The sequence below is a fragment of the Herbidospora sakaeratensis genome, assembly GCF_001570525.1.
GTDB lineage: Bacteria > Actinomycetota > Actinomycetes > Streptosporangiales > Streptosporangiaceae > Herbidospora > Herbidospora sakaeratensis.
Map to the genome: position 1 here is coordinate 1190817 of NZ_BBXC01000007.1, position 19129 is coordinate 1209945.

Annotated in this window: 19 protein-coding genes; 11 read left to right on the forward strand and 8 right to left on the reverse strand. The window is 71.5% G+C overall.

Annotated elements, in window-relative coordinates; all coding sequences use genetic code 11:
• Positions 1-676: 676 nt before the first annotated feature.
• Positions 677-1438: a class I SAM-dependent methyltransferase gene (locus tag AW271_RS04985; RefSeq protein ID WP_062332366.1), complete on the forward strand. Its 762-nt coding sequence runs from the start codon at positions 677-679 to the stop codon at positions 1436-1438.
• A 67-nt stretch (positions 1439-1505) separates the two neighbouring features.
• Here AW271_RS04985 and AW271_RS04990 read toward each other — a convergent pair whose 3' ends face one another.
• Both AW271_RS04990 and AW271_RS04995 read right to left on the reverse strand, forming a co-directional pair.
• The gene (locus AW271_RS04990) at positions 1506-4124 is read right to left on the reverse strand and encodes an FtsX-like permease family protein (protein ID WP_062332369.1); all 2619 of its coding nucleotides are present in this window, start codon (positions 4122-4124) and stop codon (positions 1506-1508) included.
• Positions 4118-4825: an ABC transporter ATP-binding protein gene (locus tag AW271_RS04995; RefSeq protein WP_245652924.1), complete on the reverse strand. Its 708-nt coding sequence runs from the start codon at positions 4823-4825 to the stop codon at positions 4118-4120. The genes AW271_RS04990 and AW271_RS04995 overlap by 7 nt, the downstream gene beginning before the upstream one ends.
• Before the next feature lie 111 nt (positions 4826-4936).
• Here AW271_RS04995 and AW271_RS05000 point away from each other — a divergent pair, with 111 nt between their 5' ends.
• From AW271_RS05000 to AW271_RS05015, 4 genes are all read left to right on the forward strand, one after another.
• Entirely contained in the window at positions 4937-6145 is a 1209-nt protein-coding gene (locus AW271_RS05000; RefSeq protein WP_245652925.1) for a sensor histidine kinase, read from the forward strand.
• A gap of 274 nt (positions 6146-6419) precedes the next feature.
• Positions 6420-7073, forward strand: coding sequence for a response regulator (locus AW271_RS05005; protein WP_062332374.1), 654 nt, complete (start codon positions 6420-6422; stop codon positions 7071-7073).
• A gap of 535 nt (positions 7074-7608) precedes the next feature.
• Positions 7609-8022 carry a helix-turn-helix domain-containing protein gene (locus AW271_RS05010; RefSeq protein WP_218007938.1) on the forward strand — a complete coding sequence of 138 codons (414 nt, stop codon included), beginning with the start codon at positions 7609-7611 and terminating at the stop codon, positions 8020-8022.
• A 2-nt stretch (positions 8023-8024) separates the two neighbouring features.
• A complete protein-coding gene (locus tag AW271_RS05015) occupies positions 8025-8363 on the forward strand; it encodes a DUF4180 domain-containing protein (protein ID WP_245652926.1) in 339 nt (112 codons plus the stop codon).
• Here AW271_RS05015 and AW271_RS05020 read toward each other — a convergent pair.
• Together AW271_RS05020 and AW271_RS05025 are read right to left on the reverse strand one after the other, a co-directional pair.
• The gene (locus AW271_RS05020) at positions 8347-8643 is read right to left on the reverse strand and encodes an AzlD domain-containing protein (protein ID WP_062332381.1); all 297 of its coding nucleotides are present in this window, start codon (positions 8641-8643) and stop codon (positions 8347-8349) included. The two genes, AW271_RS05015 and AW271_RS05020, sit on opposite strands and share 17 nt — an antisense overlap.
• A 1011-nt stretch (positions 8644-9654) precedes the next feature.
• Positions 9655-10299 carry an AzlC family ABC transporter permease gene (locus tag AW271_RS05025; protein WP_062333124.1) on the reverse strand — a complete coding sequence of 215 codons (645 nt, stop codon included), beginning with the start codon at positions 10297-10299 and terminating at the stop codon, positions 9655-9657.
• Between the two features lie 68 nt (positions 10300-10367).
• On the opposite strand from AW271_RS05025, the gene AW271_RS05030 reads away from it, so the two are divergent.
• Positions 10368-10925, forward strand: coding sequence for a helix-turn-helix domain-containing protein (locus tag AW271_RS05030; RefSeq protein WP_062332383.1), 558 nt, complete (start codon positions 10368-10370; stop codon positions 10923-10925).
• The gene (locus AW271_RS38245; protein ID WP_062332385.1) at positions 10922-11629 is read left to right on the forward strand and encodes a pentapeptide repeat-containing protein; all 708 of its coding nucleotides are present in this window, start codon (positions 10922-10924) and stop codon (positions 11627-11629) included. The genes AW271_RS05030 and AW271_RS38245 overlap by 4 nt, the downstream gene beginning before the upstream one ends.
• Here the strand turns inward: AW271_RS38245 and AW271_RS05040 are convergent.
• A complete protein-coding gene (locus AW271_RS05040) occupies positions 11531-12838 on the reverse strand; it encodes an MFS transporter (protein ID WP_063817848.1) in 1308 nt (435 codons plus the stop codon). The two genes, AW271_RS38245 and AW271_RS05040, sit on opposite strands and share 99 nt — an antisense overlap.
• Complete coding sequence (locus AW271_RS05045) at positions 12835-13395, reverse strand: ArsR/SmtB family transcription factor (protein WP_218007939.1); 561 nt, start codon at positions 13393-13395, stop codon at positions 12835-12837. Before AW271_RS05045 ends, AW271_RS05040 begins: the two co-directional genes overlap by 4 nt.
• A 103-nt stretch (positions 13396-13498) precedes the next feature.
• Here AW271_RS05045 and AW271_RS05050 point away from each other — a divergent pair, with 103 nt between their 5' ends.
• Positions 13499-14509, forward strand: a complete 1011-nt coding sequence (locus tag AW271_RS05050) for a zinc-dependent alcohol dehydrogenase (protein ID WP_062332390.1) — start codon at positions 13499-13501, stop codon at positions 14507-14509.
• On the opposite strand, the gene AW271_RS05055 is transcribed toward AW271_RS05050, so the two are convergent.
• Complete coding sequence (locus AW271_RS05055; RefSeq protein WP_245652927.1) at positions 14452-15336, reverse strand: DUF3800 domain-containing protein; 885 nt, start codon at positions 15334-15336, stop codon at positions 14452-14454. The genes AW271_RS05050 and AW271_RS05055 overlap by 58 nt on opposite strands.
• A 61-nt stretch (positions 15337-15397) precedes the next feature.
• On the opposite strand from AW271_RS05055, the gene AW271_RS05060 reads away from it, so the two are divergent.
• Positions 15398-16114, forward strand: coding sequence for a GNAT family N-acetyltransferase (locus AW271_RS05060; protein ID WP_062332395.1), 717 nt, complete (start codon positions 15398-15400; stop codon positions 16112-16114).
• On the opposite strand, the gene AW271_RS05065 is transcribed toward AW271_RS05060, so the two are convergent.
• On the reverse strand, positions 16104-17162 hold the full coding sequence (locus tag AW271_RS05065; protein WP_062332399.1) for a serine hydrolase domain-containing protein: 1059 nt from the start codon (positions 17160-17162) through the stop codon (positions 16104-16106). The two genes, AW271_RS05060 and AW271_RS05065, sit on opposite strands and share 11 nt — an antisense overlap.
• Before the next feature lie 167 nt (positions 17163-17329).
• On the opposite strand from AW271_RS05065, the gene AW271_RS05070 reads away from it, so the two are divergent.
• Both AW271_RS05070 and AW271_RS05075 read left to right on the forward strand, forming a co-directional pair.
• Positions 17330-17695: a hypothetical protein gene (locus tag AW271_RS05070; protein ID WP_063817885.1), complete on the forward strand. Its 366-nt coding sequence runs from the start codon at positions 17330-17332 to the stop codon at positions 17693-17695.
• On the forward strand, positions 17692-19125 hold the full coding sequence (locus AW271_RS05075; RefSeq protein ID WP_062332405.1) for a multicopper oxidase family protein: 1434 nt from the start codon (positions 17692-17694) through the stop codon (positions 19123-19125). Before AW271_RS05070 ends, AW271_RS05075 begins: the two co-directional genes overlap by 4 nt.
• The last annotated feature ends 4 nt before the right edge of the window (positions 19126-19129 follow it).

Genomic DNA, 19129 nt, shown 5'->3' on the forward strand with positions numbered 1-19129 from the left:
AGGTGGCCGCTGGATACGGGATGACGGGTGGGGCGACTCTTGGCCTGCCGGAGAGGTGGCGATCCCCGGCATGTGGCGTCACTGTTCGAGTTCGTGGGCCTTCGACCCGGTACGTGGCACCAGAGCACGGGACGATCGCGTGACCGGTGGGGACCTTCGGCCGGTCGGAGACCTGATCGCTTACGGAGGCACTGGTATCCGACACCGGGTTCGGGACGGTCTCGGGCGTGACCGGTGGGTGATCTCGGCCCACCGGAGACGGGCTATCTCGGTGATGGCATGAGTTGTCGGGTTCCGGGGTGATCGAGGGGATCGTGGGAGCGGCCGAGCCGGAACCCCTGATCTGGTTATTCGATGACGACACCCGGCGCATGGTCTGCGGCGGTTGAGATGACTCTTCAACGGCGATTTCGGAGCCGGGGCTCGGAGCGGCCGAAACGATTAGGGTGTCCTGGCAGACCGTGCGCACCTCCCGGGTTGAACCGGGTCAACGTCGATCATGGGCGTTGCGGGCGCTCCCCATGAGGTTGCCTGCACAAGCCGTGGACCATTGCGGCTGACCGTGGGATCCGATGAGGCCACGGTCTTGTGCCCCAGTTCCGCACCGCATGGCTCCTGACGGCCCTGGGGCGTAAATCGGTGGGAATGTCGCGTCGTGAGCGGCAGGGTGGACGGCATGTTCTCCGATCGTCTGGCGGAAGGTCTGGCCGTTCCCGTCGAAGGGTGGGACTTCTCCTGGTTCGACGGGCGGGCCACCGAGCAGCGGCCCTCCTGGGAGTATTCGCGGCTGCTCGCCGACCGGGCCGCCTCGGCGAAGGCGCTGCTCGACGTGCAGACCGGCGGGGGCGAGGTACTGGCGTCCGTGCCGGCCCTGCCGCCGGTGGTGGCGGCGACCGAATCGTGGGAACCCAACCTCGGCATCGCCCGCCGGCGGCTCGGCGAGGTCGTCGCCCACGTGGCCGACGACGCCGACCTGCCCTTTCCCGACGGGCACTTCGATCTCGTCGTCTCCCGGCACCCCGTCGCCACCCGCTGGGACGAGATCGCCCGCGTCCTCACGCCCGGCGGACGATACCTGGCCCAGCACGTCGGGTCGGGCACGGTGCGCGAACTGACTGAGTTCATGATGGGGCCGGTCAGCGGCGGCCGCCGTACCCGTGACCCGCTGACGACCTATTCCGGCGTGGACGTCGTCGGCCTCGTGACCGCCGCCGAACGGGCCGGGCTCGACGTGACCGACGTCCGGCACGAGGCGTTGCGGATGGAGTTCTTCGACGTCGCGGCCATCGTGGTGTTCCTGCGCAAGGTCGTCTGGACCGTCCCTGGTTTCACCGTCGATGCCTACCGCGACCGCCTGGAGACCCTGCACGACTTCATCGAGCGGCACGGCCCGTTCGTCGCCCACTCGCAGCGCATCCTCATCGAGGCGGTTGGCTGACCAGGCCCGTTTCATGGGCGGATCTGCACCCGGTTTGTTGGCGCCGCACCTGAACAGCGCGAGTCGCTCAACGCACGACTTTCGTCGTGGCAGCGAGCATCGACGACCCGGCGGCCAGCACCAGACAGACCGCGATCAGACCCCCGATGAGCGGCCAGGGGATCACCAGCGGCACATCTGTGCGCATGGCCTCGGCGAACGCGCCGCGGATGCCTAACAGCGCGGGCAACGCGACCACCAGCCCCAACCCGGCGCCGATCAGCACCACGAGCGCCGACTCCGCCGCGACGGTCCCGCGCACCTGCCGGGGCGTCGCCCCCGACAGGCGCAGCACCTCGAGGTCACGCACCCGGCCGGCGGCCGACATGACCATCGTGTTCACGATCGCCACACCCGCGTAGGCGGTGGACACCACGACCAGGAGCAACGTCGCGATCCACACCAGCCGGTCTTCCTCGGCGTCGGCCTCGGCCGCGTAGGTGGCCACGTCGACCACCCGCGCCCCCGGACCGGGATCGGTAGCGGCGCCGACGACGTAGGCCTCGTCGGCCAGGACCACCGGGTCGTGTTTCCGCAACAACTCCCGGGAGACGAGCGCGTCGGCGTCCGCGTTCTGAACGGTGCCGGCGACGGTCAGCCGTGCTGACGTGCCGTCTTCGAACGACACCGGCAGCACCGCGCCCGGCCGCAGCCCCCGCTCCTCGGCCAGCCAGTCGGCGAGCAGGATCCGGTCGTCGTGGCGGAGCTCGTCGAGCGGCCCCGAGGTCTCCCCGGCCTTGTCCAGCAGTTCCGGCGTGGCCCCCAGGACGCTCAGCGGGTCGCCGTTCGCCTCGAACAGGGCGCTGAACAGGGACGAATCACCACCGGACGCGTCGGTCAGGCCGGGCGTGCCGTCGGGCACGACGACCGCGTCGGCGCGGATCGTGGTGGCCCGGACGGCCGCGAACCCGGCGGCGGTCGTCTGCACCATGCCCGTGATCAGCACCGCGCACCCGACCGTGACCAGCACCGGTGTGGCGGTGGCGGCGGTCCGGCGGACGGCGGACCGGGCGTTCTCCCGGACGAGCATGCCGAGCGCCCCGCGTCCCCGCGTGAACGGCCACGACGCCAACCGCGCCACCGGCGGGACCACCACGGGGGACAGCAGCGCCAGACCGGCGATCACACCCACCGCGGCGACCAGACCCGACATCACGAACGCGCCTTCGGAGTCGGAGCCCACCGCCGAAGCCACGCCCAGCGCGCACAGGGCCAGCCCGGTGATCCATCGCAGGCGCGGCATCGGCCGGTTGTCCACGTCGGCCTCGCGGAGCGCCTCCAGCGGACTCACCCGCGCCGCCCGCCTCGACGCCGACCAGACCGCCACCAGCGTCAGCACCACCCCGCCCGCGAACGACCCCGCCAGAGGGAGCGGCGACAGACCGACCGTGAACCCCGCCGGCTCGAACCCGACGTCGACCAGCACGCCGCCCAGCACGGGGGCGAGCAGCGCACCGGCCGCCACACCCGCCGCCGTCGCGGCGACCCCGACGACGAGCGCCTCGCCGTAGACCATGGCCCGAACCTGACGCGGCGTCGCCCCGACGGCCCGCAGCAGCCCGAACTCCCTGCGGCGCTGCGCCACCCCGACGGCGAACGTCGACCCCACCACCAGCACGGACACGAGCGCCGACAGGACGAACATGCCGGTGAGAACCTGCATGCCGATCCAGCGGGTCCGCTCGTCGTCACGGGACTCCAGCAGGCTCCGGTCGTCTCCGGTGAGAACGTCCCCGATCCTCTGCCCCGTGGCGTCGTCTGTCTCGGGTCCGGCGAGGTCAGGCTTTTGCCTGGGAACGTCGCCTTCGGCGCGACCGGTCGAGAGCATGGCTGCTTCTGCGGCGGTGACGTCGATTTCCGGTGTGGATGCTGGGTGTAGAGCGTGGCGTGTCGGATGGCCGACGGTGAGCATGCCCGCCCCCGTCTCCTCGATCAGGCCGGACTTCGCAGGGATGTCGAGCTGCCGCCCAGAGACGCCGCCCTTCGAAGTGGCGCCCGCCTCTTCTCCCACGGAGATGGCACCCGCGGCCTTCGCGATCGCGGCCACGTCGGCTCCCGGTTCGGCGACCAGGCCGATCGCGCGCACTCCCGCCGAGAGGGAGGCCGCTTCGGCGTCGTTCAGGAAGACCCCCGTCCCGTCGATCGTGCCGGACACGGTGTAGGTCACCGGACCGGGCGCGGTCAGCACGGACACCCGCGTCCCCGGCGTCAGCCCGAGTGACCGGTCGACCACCACCTCGCCCTCGCGGGGTGCGGTGCCCGCCGTCAGCCGGTAGGGCGCCAGCATCGCCGTGGACCAGGCGTGACCCCGTTCGGAGGTTGCCGGTCGGCCGTTGATGATCGGCTGGGCGTAGAAGGTCCGGTCGGGGACGGCCTGTGCCACTCCCGGAATCGCGGACAACCTGCCGAGCAGCGAAGTGACCGTCTCGGGTGACCAGGGGCGGTCGGGAGCGAAGCTGCCGTCAGCCCGATCCGCTCTCGGAGCCGACACGAACACCGGCGCTCCCGCCAGTCGGTCGGGCACTCTGGGCCCCGCCGAGGCCAGCGCCAGGAAGCTCATCGACACCAGCGCCATGCCGAGGAACAGCACGACGAAGCCGCCGGCGAACGAGTGCCACCGTTCTCTCACCGTCGCGAAGCTCAGCATGATCCCGCCATTCGGGCGGCGACGGTCTCGGCCGTCAGCGCGCCGGTGAACTCGTCGACGACGCGACCGTCTTCCAGGAAGACCACCCGGTCGGCGTAGGACGCCGTCACCGGGTCGTGGGTCACCATGATCATCGTCTGACCGTGGTCGTCGACCAGCCCGCGCAGCATGCCGAGCACCTGGCGTGAGGTCTGGGTGTCGAGCTGTCCGGTCGGTTCGTCGGCGAACACCACGGCGGGCCTGGTGATCAGCGCCCGGGCGATCGCCACCCGCTGCTGCTCGCCACCCGACATGCCGCTCGGCCGGTGACCGGCCCGATCGGCCAGGCCCACCTCCGCCAGCGCCTGACGAACCGGGGCGGGGGCGGCGGGACGCCCGGCCAGACGTAAGGGCAGTGCGACGTTCTGCTCGGCGGTCAGCGCGGAGACCAGGTTGAACGCCTGGAAGACGAACCCGATGCGCTCACGCCGCAGCACGGTCAGGCCGTGTTCGTTCAGCGTGCCGAGGTCGGTGCCGTCGACGACGACCGTTCCCTCGGTCGGACGGTCGAGACCGGCGGCGCAGTGCAGCAGCGTCGACTTCCCCGACCCGGACGGGCCCATGATCGCCGTCAACGTGCCCGCCTCGAAGCCGGCCGTCACCCCGTCGAGCGCCGCCACCGTTCCGTAGGTGCGGCGTACCGCTTTCAAGTGAACCTTCATGGCGTCCAGCGAAGCCGACCTGCCCATGGCGGCACATTGGTGCTGCGGCGAGAAGCGATGGTAGTCCTGGCACTACCGTGCGGGCCTGGATCGATCGGCTACGGTCGGGGCGTGCTGACCAGAACCGTCATGTCCGCGATGACGCGTCGGCCACTGGCGTTCCTGTGCTCGTCGTGGCCGTGGCGCGCGCTCGCCTATCTGTTGTGCAGCGCGGTCTACGCCGTGACCGTGTGCCTGCTGATCTACACCGGCTACGTCTTCGGCGCCGGCGCGGCGTTCGCCGCCGCGCTGCTCGTCCTGATCGTGTTCTCGTTGTCGGCCGCGGCGTTCGAGCGGCTGCGGATGCGGCTGGTCGACCGCATGCCGGTCGACGACCCTCACGTGCGGCCGCCGAAAGCCGGTCTGCGGGCCTGGTTCGTCACCCGGGCGCGGGAGCAGGCGACCTGGCGTGATCTGGGGTTCACGGTCGTCGCGTTGTCGGTGCTGTGCTGGATGGACATCGGGCTCGTCTCGTCCGCGTTCTGGTTGCCGGCGCTGCTGATGTCGGCGCCGTTCCAGCCGAGCATGCACTGGGCCGACGGCCTGCCCCTGGCCATCGGCGGCGTCCTGCTGGTGCCGCTGTCGGCCTACATGCTGGCGGCGTGGGCGGGCACCCGAGCGATGATCACGCGCGCGGTCATCGCCCCAGGGGAGGCCGAGATCATCCGCTCCCGGGCCCGGCTCGTCGACGCCTTCGAGGCCGAACGCCGCCGCATCGAGCGCGACCTCCACGACGGCGCGCAGCAGCGGTTGGTGTCCCTCAGCATGAAACTCGGCCTCGCCCGCCTCGACCTGCCGCCCGGCTCGCCCGCCGAGGCCCAGGTCGCCGAGGCCCATGAAGAGGCCAAACGCGTGCTCGCGGAGCTGCGCGAACTGATCAGGGGCATTCACCCGCAGGTCCTCACCGATCGAGGGCTCGGCGCGGCGGTCGAAGACGTGGCCGGGCGGTCGCCGGTCCCCGTCGACGTCGACGTCTCACTCCCCGGGCGGCTGCCCGCGCCGATCGAGACCGCCGCCTACTACGTCGTCTCCGAGGCGATGGCGAACATCGCCAAGCACAGCGGCGCCCGGCACAGCTTTGTATACGGCCGCCTCCACGAGGGCGCCCTGATCCTGGAGGTCCGCGACGACGGAGTGGGCGGCGCCGACCCGGCGGCGGGCTCGGGCCTGGCGGGCCTGGCCGACCGGGTGGCGGTCACCGACGGCGTGATGACCGTGTCCAGTCCGCGCGGTGGTCCGACCTTGTTACGGGTGGAGATTCCGTGTCCGGTGTCCGGATAGTTCCGATGAGGACGCCGGGTCCCGCAGGAGATTTCAGATGAGATCATTTGTCCTGCCCCTGATGACCCGGGAAGGGGGCAAGTCGCCGAAGTGAGGTGGAATGGCGCTTCTCTTGTCGTTCGGTGCACGGGTTCCGCAAGGCGGGAGGGTTGCGGTTCCGTGGAGCGCTGACAGAGATCCGTTGTCCCGTCTTCGGCGGCTCTTGCGAGGGTTCTCCCCGGGGTCCCCTCGATTCTCCAGGTCGCCCGAATGCAGATCGTGAAGGGGAGGTCGTGTGCCGCGTCTCCGGGTAGCGCTGGCCGAAGACGTCGTGCTGCTGCGTGAAGGGCTCGCCGGGCTTCTCGACCGCTTCGGCCACGAGGTCGTCGCCGCGGTCGGCGACGGTGACGCGCTCATCGAAGCCGCGACCGTCCACGAACCCGACATCGTCGTCACCGACGCGCGCATGCCGCCCGGCTTCTCCGACGAGGGTCTGCGCGCCGCGCTCGCCCTGCGCGCCGCCCGTCCCAACCTGGCCGTGCTGGTGCTCAGCCAGTACGTCGAGCAGACCTACGCCGCCGAACTCCTCGACTCCGGGGGCGGCGTCGGCATCGGTTACCTGCTGAAAGACCGCATCGGCGAGGTGCGCGAGTTCGTCGAGGCGGTCGAACGCGTCGCCGAGGGGCACACGGTCGTCGATCCGGAGGTGGTGCGGCAACTGATCAGCCGCCGACGCGAACCGCTGGCCCGGCTGACCCCGCGTGAACTCGAGGTCCTCGGCCTGGTCGCCGAAGGCCGCTCCAACGCGGCCATCGCGCGCGCGTTGGTGGTCACCGAGGCGGCGGTCGCCAAGCACATCGCCAGCATCCTCGCCAAGCTCGATCTGCCGCCGGCCGAAGACGACCACCGCCGGGTGCTGGCCGTGCTGGCCTATCTGAGGGGCCGTTGATCGGCAGCCTCCGCACGCGGGGGCTGCGAAGACGCAGATGCACCCGGTTGCGTTCGCGCCGTAACCCGCGCGGGCGTCACCGCCGGTGGCCTTGGCAAGAAAGTGGTCGACACCGCCGCGACCGACCACCCGAGAACCGGCGCCCCCATCCCTCCTACACGTCATACCGCCCAGAACGGCCGCATTTGGATTTCTGGGAACCGCTGCTTCTCGGCCCCAGCGCCGGCTCCGTCCCGACCGGGTTCGACGAGGAGGTCCGCATCTGAACTCCGCCCGATGGCGCCGGATACCCGGCCCCGACCGCTATTCCTCCGGCCTAAGCGCTATCCGTGGCGAGTCCCAGCGGCACCATCGACCATCTGGCAATGCAGACGATCATGGGTTGCCGTTCAACGCCACAGCTGCTGGATCTTCAAGCGCATGGACCTCTTCCAGTGCCGCGAGGTCCTACCCCAACCGGCGCTCGCCTACGTCAGGGTGAGGCTCGTCGCGATTGAGGTGCTAACATTCCCTATCGTTCCCTATGATAGGGAACATGCAGCCCTATTCGGTCGAACAGGTCGCGAATCTGCTCGGCCTTCACGTCAAAACGGTCCGGAACTACGTCCGGGACGGGAAGCTGAAGGCCGTCCGCATCGGCAAGCAATATCGCATCACCCGCGAGGACCTCGAAGCCTTCACCGGACACCCGGTGGTCCCAGAGACGGTGCGGCGACACCGTGCGGTCGAGGTCTCCAGTGTCGTCCAGGTCGACGCGATCAGCCGCCAGCAGACCGATCGGCTCTCCAACGCGCTGATCGCCGCCGCCAACACCGGCAGCGGGGAGGGGAGGCTCCGGGTCGAGACCGTCTACGACGAGGTCAGGGCCTCGCTGAAGATCATCGTGATCGGCGGGGCCGCCGACACCTCCGCGCTGCTCGCCATCGTCGACGCCCTCACCCAGGAGTGACCGTGCACTTCACCCTTCCTGCCGACGGGCCGCTGATCGCCAGTGAGTCCGACGCGCTCGACGTCATCGGCGCCACCTTCGGGCAGGGCGTGACCTGGGTGGTCATCCCGGCCGAGCGGCTGCCCGACGCCTTCTTCTCCCTTCGGACCGGGCTCGCGGGCGTGATCCTGCAGAAGTTCGTCCAGTACGGCTTCCGCCTGGCCGTCATCGGAGACGTCTCCCGCCACGTGGCGGCCAGTGACGCCTTCCGTGACCTGGTCCGCGAATGCAACCGCGGCGACCAGACGTGGTTCCTGCCGACACGCGAGGAGTTCGACGCCCGCGTCACGGCACCCCGATGAGCCGCAACACGGCCGTGGTCGCCGCCGCCGCGATCACGATCACCGGGAACGGCGCCTTCCGGATGGCCAGCACCCCCGCCACCAGCACCCCGGCCGGCCGCGCCCATCCGGCGAACGACGAGGTCACGACCAGCGCGAACAGCAGAACGAGCGCGGCCACCGAGAGCAGGTCCTCCAGGCGGGGCGGAATCCGTACCCGGTCCCTGAAGAGGGGGCCCGCCAGCCGGAACACGAGCGTCCCAGCGGCGAGCACCACGATGGCGACGATCGGCATGTCCATTTCAGGCCCTCCTTCGGGCGGTTCGAATCACGGGGGTGACAGCGGGGCCCGGCGATGACCTCGGCCATGAAGACCGGATGGGCGACTGCTCCGGAACTGCGCGTCTCCCGTCGCTGGCCGTGCCGACAAGACACTTGGATGACGCCGGCCCACAGGCCATGGCAAGCGAAGGCTCGTGTCCATGTCGTGCCGAATTCGGCCGTCATGGTCGAGCGCACTGGTGAGGCTGGCCAGAAAGGCAGGCGAGGGCTCGGGTGGCGTCGGCCATGGTGGCTTGGCCTGGGCGAAGGCTGGTGAGCAACCTCATGTCATGCGGTCTTCCGCTGCGGATGCTAGAGCGCTCCGGTAGAGGTGGCTATGTTGGCTAGGGCAAAGGCTCATGTGCACCCCATGTGAGGCTGCCTTTCGTCGCCTATGGTGAAGCGCTCCGGTGACGGTGGCCATGGTGGCTGGGCCTGGGCGAAGGCTCATATGCACCTCATGTCAGGTCGTCTTCCGTCGCGGATGGTGAAGCGCTTGGGTGGCGTCGGGCATGGTGGCTGGGGCAGGTTGAAGGCTCGTGAGCGACTCATGTCAGGCTGGCTTCCGCTGCGGATGGTGAAGCGCTCCGCTGGCGTCGGCCATGGTGGCTGGGGCAGGCTGAAGGCTCGTGAGCGCCTCATGTCAGGCTGGCTTCCGCTGCGGATGGTGAAGCGCTCCGGTGGCGTCGGCCATGGTGGCTTGGCCTGGGCGAAGGCTCGTGAGCGCCTCATGTAGGGCCGCCTTTCGTCGCGGATGGGTGAAGCGCTCCGATGACGGTGGCCATGGTGGCTGGGCCAGGGCGAAGGCTCAGGAGCGGGTCGTCTTCCGTCGCGGATGGTGAAGCGCTCCGGTGACGGTGGCTACGTTGGCTAGGGCAAAGGCTCATGAGCACCCCATGCCAGCCCGAGTTCCGTCGCGAACAGGGGCCGAAACGGGCGAATGCCTTGTCGACCTCGTGGGTAGCAGGCGCAACGTCCCGACCCACGCCCCTCACCCCTCCTTCGGCCGCGCCAGCAACCCCAGCAAAGACAGCAGAACCGGAACCCCCGCCGGCAGCACCGCAGAAGCCGCCAGCGCGATCACCCCACCCACCAGCACCGGAACCCGAACCCGCCGCTCAAAGAGCGCAGGCATGATCAAGGCCAGCAGCACCGCCGGGAACATCGCGTCCAGCCCCAGCGCATCCGTGTCCCCGATGACCGTCCCGGCCAGCGCGCCCACGACCACCGACACGTTCCATGCCGCGAACAGGGCCAGCCCGCTCACCCAGAAGTAGTCGTGCCGTTCCCGTGCGTCCCGACCCTTCAGGGCGAAGGCCACCGTCTCGTCGGTGATCAACTGGGCCCCGTACGGGCGGCCCTTCACCACGTCGGCGACCGCGAAGCCGAACGGAAGCAGGCGGGCGTTCAGGACGAGGCCGGTCGCGACCGCGGCCACGACGCCTCCGCCGCCCATCACGATGCCGATCGCGGCGAACTGGGCCCCTCCGGCGAAGACGATCAGGGACATCACCACCGGCACCCAGGGGTCGAAGCCTCCGGACACGGCGATCGCGCCGAAGGAGGCTCCGACGATGGCGTCGGCGGCGCATACCAGGGCTATGTCTCGCAAAGCCGTTCGCGATATCGAACGCATGGCCATTAGGATGAACACACACGGCATTGTTCGTCAAGGCGAACAATCGGACTGATGGAGCGAACGGCTTGGACACCTCCGCCGCGTTGATCACGCTCATCGCCGCGTCGATACGGCGTGAGCGGGAGCGGGTCGGTCTGTCGCTGACCGAGCTCGCCAAGCGGGCCGGGATCGCCAAGTCGACCCTCTCGCAGCTCGAGTCGGGGGGCGGCAATCCCAGCGTGGAGACCCTGTGGGCGCTCGCGGTCGCGCTGGGGGTGCCGATCAGCCGGCTCATCGACCCGCCCCGGCCGCACGTGCGGGTGATCCGGGCGGGGGAGGGGCCGGTGACCCACTCCGAGCGGGCCGACTACGCCGCCACGCTGCTGGCCTCGTGTCCGCCGGGGGCGCGCCGGGACCTGTTCCGGATCGACGCCGAGCCGGGGGAGGCGCGGGTGTCCGATCCGCACAACCCGGGCACGATGGAGCACGCCGTCATCGGGCGCGGGCGGGCGCTCGTCGGGCCGACCGAGGGGCCCGTCGAGCTCGGGCCGGGTGATTACATCACCTACCCTGGCGACGTGCCGCATGTCTTCCGGGCACTCGACGCCCAGACCACCGCCGTCATCGTCATGGAGCACGTGTGATCGACCTGCGCTCCGACTGCGCCTCCTGCGCGGGGCTCTGCTGCGTGGAGCTGCCGTTCACCCGGTCGGCCGACTTCGCCGTCGACAAGCCCGCCGGGACGCCGTGCGCGAACCTGACCGGCGGCTTCCGCTGCCGCATCCACGACCGGCTGCTCGACAGCGGCTACCAGGGGTGCGTCACCTTCGACTGCTTCGGCGCGGGGCAGCGGGTCACCCAGGAGGAGCGCGACGTCTCGCTCTTCCCGCTGCTGCGGCAGCTGCACGAGCTGCTGTTCTACCTCGACGAGGCCGGGCGGTACGGCCACGCCGCCGACCTCCGCGAGGAGGCCGAGGCGCTGGCCGCGTCGCCGGTGATCGACGCCTTCGCGGTCGACGAGCTGCGGGGACGGGTCGGGGTGCGGCTCGGGGAGATCAGCGCGCGGGTGCGTGGGCCGGGCAAGGAGATGCGCCGTGACCTCGCCGGGGCGCGGTTGCGCGGGCGCGACCTGCGCGGCGTGAGCCTGCGGGGGCGGCTGCTCATCGGGGCCGACCTGCGCGAGGCCGACCTCCGTCAGGCCGATTTGCTCGGGGCCGATCTGCGGGGGGCCGACGTGCGCGGGGCCGACCTACGGGGTGCGCTGTTCCTGACCCGGCCGCAGGTCGCCGCCGCCCGGGGCGACCGGGAGACCCGGCTCGACCTCGACCGGCCCGTCCACTGGCGCTGAGCGCATCTCGCGCCACTCCGGGCGCAGGCCGGTGAGGGTCGTGGTGAGGAAGTAGGCCACACCGCAGACGATCAGCACCGGGACCAATCCGGTCGCGGCCACCGCCGCGCCGGCCGCCAGGCCGCCCAGGGGGATGCCCGACCAGGCCACCGCGTCGCTGAGGGCGTTGACGCGGCCCAGGATCGCCCTCGGCACCCGTTCGAAGTAGATCGCGCCGATGATCGGGTTCAGGAAGCCGCTGCCGAAGCCGCCGACCGCGAAGACGGCCACGACCGCCCACAACGGCACGTCGACCGCCAGGATCAGGAACCTCGGCGCGCCGATGACGAAGAAGCCGAGGAAGAAGACCAGCCGGCGGGGCAGCCGGTGCGCGACCATCGCGGCGATCAGCGACCCGGCCACCGCCGAGATGCCCATGACGCTGGTGGCCAGGCCGATCGCGGCCGGGCCGCCGCCGGTCTCCTTGGCCCAGACCGGGAGCAGCAGGGAGGCGAAGGCGGCGTCCAGGAAGTTCGTCAGGCCGACCATGATCGTGATGGTCAGCATGAGGCGTTCGTTCTTCAGGAAGGCGAAGCCCTCGCCGAAGCGCCGCCAGTAGCCGACCTTCGGGCCCGTCTCGGCGGGGCGGTGGCCCATGTCCTTCGGCAGGACGGTGGCGACGATCACCGAGCCGAGGGCGAAGCAGACGGCGTTGACGATCAGGGCGACCATCGGGCCGGTCAGGGCCACCAGGGCGCCCGCGACCGCCGGGCCGACCGTGGAGGCGAGGCGTTCGGCGACGCCCGCGAGGCCGGCCGCCCGCTCCAGGGGGATGCGGCCGAGTTCCGCCGCCTCCGGGACCATGATCTCCTTGGCCAGGTCGCCCGGTCCGCGCACGGCCCCGATGACCGCGACGAGCACCAGCAGCACGGGGAACGACAACGCCCCCGAGAAGTGCAGGATCGGGATCAGCGTGGCCGCCACGGCGCTGACCGCGTCGGCCCGCCACGACATCCTCCTGGGCCCCATCCGGTCGACGACCGGGCCCGCCAGGGCCTTGACCAGCACGTACGGAGCCATCTCGCAGAACGCGACCAGGCCGGTCTGGGTGACGCTGCCGGTGGTGACCAGCACGAACCAGGGGATGGCGATCGCGGAGACGCGGGTGCCCGTGAGGGCGGTGAGCGAAGCGGCGAACAGGCCCGCGACCGGGCGCCACGAGCGTGTCATGACGGCTCCGGCAGGGAGTGGATGACGAGCACGACCCGTTCCGCGCCCTCGGGGGCTGGGGCGTCGGCGCCGTCGAACCGATAGCGGCCGACGACGGCGTGCAGCTCCTCGATGAGGCTGTGGGCCTCCTCGGGGGTCAGGCGCAGCGACCAGTCGCTGAGGTCGAAGACGTCGCGCCACTGGCCGGGCATCGTCTCGTGGGCGGCCAGGGTGCGCCGGGCGCGCTGGGCCTGGACGTCGATGATCGACTGGAGGTACATGAACGTGGCCTCCGGCTCCTGGCCGGCCAGTTCTCTGTCGTCGAAATGGGTGGACCGGTGCACCGCCCGCCACCAGCGCTCGCGGCCGTTGCCCCGGTTCACGTCCTCCTCGACCAGCCCGCCGCCCGCGAGCTGGCGGAGGTGGTAGCTGGTCGCGCCGGAGGTCAGGCTCAGCCGGTCGGCCAGGCCGGTCGCGGTGTGGGGGCCGTGCAGGCGCAGCAGGCCGAGCAGCTGCACGCGGACCGGGTGCGCCAGCGCGCGCAGGCCCTTGGCGTCGAGGAACACGGACTCGTTCATGCCGACCACCATAAACCGCAAAGAACTCTTTGCAAAGAACCCTTTGCGGTTTGGGATGGCCGAAAACGGTACGCCAACGTAAGATCCAGGAGAAAAGGGGATCATGCGCGCGTTCGTCATAACCGGGCCGTTCCAGGGCGAAGTCCTGGACGTCGAGCCGCCCGTGCCGGGGCCCGGCGAGGTGGTCGTCCGGGTCGAACGGGCCGGGGTGTGCGGCACCGACGCCGAGTTCTTCACCGGCGAGATGGCCTACCTGCACGACGGCCAGGCCCGCTACCCCCTCAGGATCGGGCACGAGTGGTGCGGCGTGGTGACCGCCCTCGGGGCCGGGGTCGGCCGCGAGTGGCTCGGCCGGCGGGTCACCGGCGACACCATGCTCGGGTGCCAGACCTGTCACCGCTGCCGCAGCGGGCGGCAGCACCTGTGCGCCGACCGGTTCGAGATCGGGATCCGGCACGGCCGCCCGGGCGCCCTGGCCGAATTCCTGCCGGTGCCCGTGTTCGCGCTGCACGTCCTGCCCGACGAGGTCGGGCCGACGCTGGGGGCGCTGGTCGAGCCGGGCGGGAACGCGCTGCGCGCCGTCCGGGCGGCCCGGTTGCGGGCGGGCGACCGGCTGCTGATCCTCGGGCCGGGCACGATCGGCCTGCTGGCGGCCATGTTCGCGGCCGCCGAGGGCGCCGAGGTGCACCTGCTCGGCTTGTCGACGGGGTTCGCCCGCTCGCTCGGCTTCGCCTGCCACACCGAGACGCCCGACCTGCCGTTCGACGCGGTGATCGACGCCTCCAACGCCGCCCGGCTGCCCGCGCTGGCCGTCGAGACGGTCGAACCCGGCGGGCGGGTGGTCTTCATCGGGCTGGCCGGGGAGCCGAGCCTGGCCGACACCCGCGTGATCGCGCTCAAGGACCTGCGGGTGACCGGCGTGCTCAGCGCGTCAGGCGGGCTGGAGGGCACGATCGAGCGGTACGCCTCCGGCGCGGTCGACCCCACGCCGCTGGTCGCCGCGACGATCGGGCTCGACGACGTGGCCGGGGCGCTGGCCGGGGGCCGCGATCCCGATCAGCCGCCCAAGATCCACATCGACCCGTCGGCCCAGACCGAGTGCGGGTCGACGTAGGGGGCGAGCAGGTTCTCCAGCAGCGGGTCGCCCTCGCCGTGCAGGGCGGCGGCGGCGATCCCCCGGGCGATCCCGGCCAGCAGGTCGGCGACCTGGATGCGGGCGTCGAGGTGGGAATCCTGCAGCCGCAGCTCCTCCAGGGGGCAGACCCGGCGCAGCAGGTCGACTCGTTCCTCGGTGAGGCTGGTCTGGCGGTCGTGCACGATCGTCACCGGGAGGCCGCGGCCCCAGTGGTCCACCGCCCGCACGATCGCCGGCAGCAGCGGGTCGAGGGGCGCGGCGGTGCCCGGGTCGCGGGCCAGGCGCACCCGCAGATCCTCGATCAGGGGCCGGGTCTTGGCCAGGCGGCGCAGCAGGTCGCCGGCCTCGCCGGGAGCCTGGGCCAGGTCGTCGACCATGGCGAACACGTCGTCGATCGTGCGGTCGGCGTAGGGGCGCATCAGCTCGTTGAAGCCCTCCAGCAGGACGGGCCAGCGGGCCCCGAGGGCGGCCGGGCCGAGCCGGTAGAGGCGGTCGCCGTCCGCGCCGATCAGGTCGGCGACGCGGCGCGTCATGTACAGGGTCTTGTCGGTCAGATGGACGTGGGCGCGGCCCGGCAGCGGGCCCGTCGGGCCGAGCAGCCATTGGAGGGCCAGCCGGTGCTTGGCCCGCCGGATCACGAACGCCTTGTACTCGGTGATGGGGGAGGGGGCGCGGCGCCGCACCTCGTCCATGCACGCCTCGGCCTCGTCGAGGGTGAGCGCGATGCCGGCGTGGGCGAAGACGTCGGTCACCCCGCCGATGAGCTTCTCGCCCTCCGCTCCCGACTCGTCACACCCGATCTCCATGCTGGCCATTAGACAATACGGGGCGAACTTCCCGCTTCCCGGTTTGTGTATGGTGCCGCCCATGGACCAGCCCGAATGGTGGCGGCTCGAACGCCGCGCGGCCCGCGCCTGGCCGGCCGCCGAGACCGAGGAGCGGGACGGCTGGCTGCTCCGGCACTCCCCCTCGGTGCCGCGCCGCCGCACCAACTCGGCGCTGCCGCTGCCCGGCGGGACCCCGTCGATCGAGGCGGTCGAGCGCTACTACCGTGAGCGCGGCCGGGCCGTCTGCGTCCAGGTCAGCCCGGCGGAGGCGCACACCGGCCTCGACGCGGCCCTGGCCGCCCGGGGCTACCGGCGCGACGCCCCGATGCTGATCCTCACCGCCCCCACGTCGGCGGTCGCGGGGGAGGCCCCGACCGTGGAGCGGGTCGGCGACCGGTCGTGCTGGCCCGAGGTGTTCGGCGGCCTCGACGAGCGGCTCACCAGCGTCGAGGTCGTGCTGCGCATGCCCGAGCCGGTCGCCTTCTTCGCCGCCACCGCCGGCGGCGAGCCCGCCGGCATGGGGGTGTTCGTGGTGGACGACGGCTACGCGGGCGTCTTCTGCATGGTCACCCGGCCCGGTCTCCGCCGCCGGGGGATCGCGTCGCAGGTCCTCGCGGCGGGCGCGGCCTGGGCCGAGGGGGAGGGCGCCCGGTGTCTCTACCTCCAGGTCGAGGAGGACAACCCGGGCGCCAGGGCCCTCTACGCCCGGCACGGCTTCACGCTGTCGCACGGTTACCACTACCGGATCAGCGGCTGAAGACCTCGGCGATCACCTTCTCCACGAACGGCTGGAAGGACGCCGCCTGGGACATCGCGGCGTCGTCCACGTAGGTCAGCGAGCCGGTCAGGGTGGTTTCGCCGTCGGGGGTGGCGTACATGAGCGTGGCGTAGCCCGACAGGCCGCCGTTGTGGTTGAGCAGCGCGCCGTCGTCCAGGACGAACAGGCCCAGGCCGTAGCCCGCCTTGGGGTGGGGGGTGCGCATCTCGTCCAGGAGCGGGGCCGGGAGGAGGCGGCCGCCCATCAGCGCCGAGATGAACGTGTGGAGGTCCTCGGTGGTGGAGATCATGTCGCCGCCGGTGGAGATCCACGACGGGTTCTGCACGGTGACGTCGACCGTCTTCTCGACGCCGTCCTCCTCGTAGCGGTAGTAGGCGTGGGCGTGCGGGCCGGGGATCGCGGTGTCGGCGCCGGGCAGGAAGGTGTTCGCCAGGCCGAGCGGGCCGAGGATCAGCCGGTGCGTCTCCTCGGCGAGCGAGCGGCCGGTGACCTGCTCGACCAGCAGCCGGGCCAGCACGTAGTTGGTGTTCGAGTAGTTCCAGTCGGCGCCCGGCTCGAACCGCGCGGGCTTGGCCAGCGCGAACCTGGCCAGTTCCTCCGGGGTGTACGTCGTGAAGCGGGCCTCCACCCACTCCTGGCCGAGCACCGGGATGCCGGGCACGACCGTGCCGTCCTCGAAGTACTCGCCGGTGAAGGCGAACACCCCGCTGGTGTGCTGCAGCAGCATGCGCACCGTGATCCGGGGGTCGAGGTCGAAGCCGGGCAGGTGGCCGGCGACCGCGTCGTCGAGCCCGAACCGGCCCTCGGCCACCAGTCCGAGCACCACGGTCGCGGCGAAGGTCTTGGTGGCGCTGCCGATCCGGAACCGGCCGTCGGCCGGGGGACCCTCCGGCTCGCCGAGCCGGGCCACCCCGGCGGTGCCGACCCAGACGTCGCCGCGGTCGTGCACGCGCAGCTGCGCGCTGAGGATGCCGTCGCCGACGAGTTCGTCGATGGCGGTCTGCAGGGCGGCGGTGGTGGTGGACATGGGGTGCTCCTCATTTCCGTGGTGTTCGATGGGTCAACCGTCGCCGACCGCGCTGACACGGGACCGTCGCGGGGCTGACACGCTCCGGCGGCTACCGCAGCGGACGTAGGCGACGGGCCATCCCCGGCATGACGCGCCGGGCCACGGCGGGCGGCGACGATCGGCCCATGAACACGGCATATCTGGGCGCGCGGCGGATCGTGACGATCGTCCTCGCGGCCGCACTCCTCATTCAGGGCATCACCGCCGGACTGCTGCTGGCCACCCCGGGCGGGCGGGGCATGCACCGCGCCACCGCGATCCTGGTGCTGCTGGCGGCACTGGCCTCGCTGGTGATCTCGATCATGACGAAGGACCGGAAGGTGATCGTCCCGGCGGTGATGGTGCTCCTGCTGGTCCTCGTGCAGATGTACTTGGGATTCGCGCACTTCAAGGCGCTGCACGTGCCGATCGGCATGCTCATGTTCGGCGGCGTGGTCCATTCGCTGGGCTACCTCTTCCCGGCCCGGCAGACCACGTCGGCGGCGGCGTGAGGCTCACCCGGCGTGAGGCCCTGGCCACCATCGGCCTGGGCGGGTTCGCCCTGGTCACGGGGTGCTCGCTGCTCGCGGGCACCCCGGTGCCCCAGGTCCTGCGCAGCACCGCTCCACTGCCCGAACCGTTCGCCGTCCCGCTGCCCGTCCCGCCGGTGGCCCGCCCGGCCCGGCGCGGCGACGCCGACCACTACGACCTCACCGCACGCCCGGCCGCCGCCGCCATCCTGCCGGGGCTGCGCACGCCGATCTGGGGCTACGACGGCGTCTTCCCCGGCCCGACCATCGAGACCCGGCGCGACCGCAGGACCGTGGTGCGGCTGACCAACGGCCTGGCCGCGCCGACCGTGCTGCACCTGCACGGCGGCCACACCCCGGCGGCCTCCGACGGGCATCCGACCGACCTCGTACACCCGGGGGCGACCCGCGAATACGACTATCCGATGACGCAGCGCGCCGCCACGCTCTGGTATCACGACCACCGCATGGACTACACCGGCCCGCAGGTCTGGCGCGGCCTGGCCGGGTTGTTCCTGGTCCGCGACGACGAGGAGGACGCCCTGCCGCTGCCGAAGGGCGAGCGCGAGGTCCCGCTGGTGATCTGCGACCGCTCCTTCGCCGCCGACGGCACCATGCCCTACCCCGGCGTGCCGGGGAAGCCGGGGGCGAGGGAGGCGTACATGGGCGGGGTGCTGGGCGACGTCACGCTGGTCAACGGCGCGCCGTGGCCCGTGCTCAGGGTGGCCCGGGCCCGTTACCGGCTGCGCGTGGTCAACGCGTCGAACGCGCGGCCCTACGAGTTGTCGACCGGCGGCCCGATCGTCCAGATCGGCACCGACGGCGGCCTGCTCCCCGCGCCCAGAACCCTCGATTCGGTACGGCTCTCGCCCGGCGAGCGGGCCGATCTCGTCGTCGACTTCGCCGCCCACCGGATCGGCGACCGCGTCGAGTTGCGCGACCTCGCCGACGACGGCCGCGTCATGCGGTTCGACGTCGACCGCGACGCCCCCGACGACTCCGCGATCCCCGCCGTGCTCTCCCGGGTCGACCGGCTCGACCCGGCGTCGGCCACCGTGACCCGCGACTTCGAGTTCACCAGCGGCAACCTGCACGGCGGCACCGGCTGGCTCATCAACGGCAAGCCGTACGCCGCCGACCGGGTCGACGCCACGGTGCAGCTCGGCGCGACCGAGATCTGGCGCTTCACCAGCGACGTCAGCCACCCGATCCACCTGCACCTGGCGCACTTCCAGGTGATCGCCGACGGCACGCCCAGCCCGGAGTGGAAGGACACCGTCGAGCTGCGGGAGGCGCAGACCCTCGAAGTCATCGCGAAGTTCGACGGCTACCCGGGCCGGTACGTCTTCCACTGCCACAACCTCGAACACGAGGACATGGCCATGATGGCGACCTTCGACGTCATCCCGTGAGACG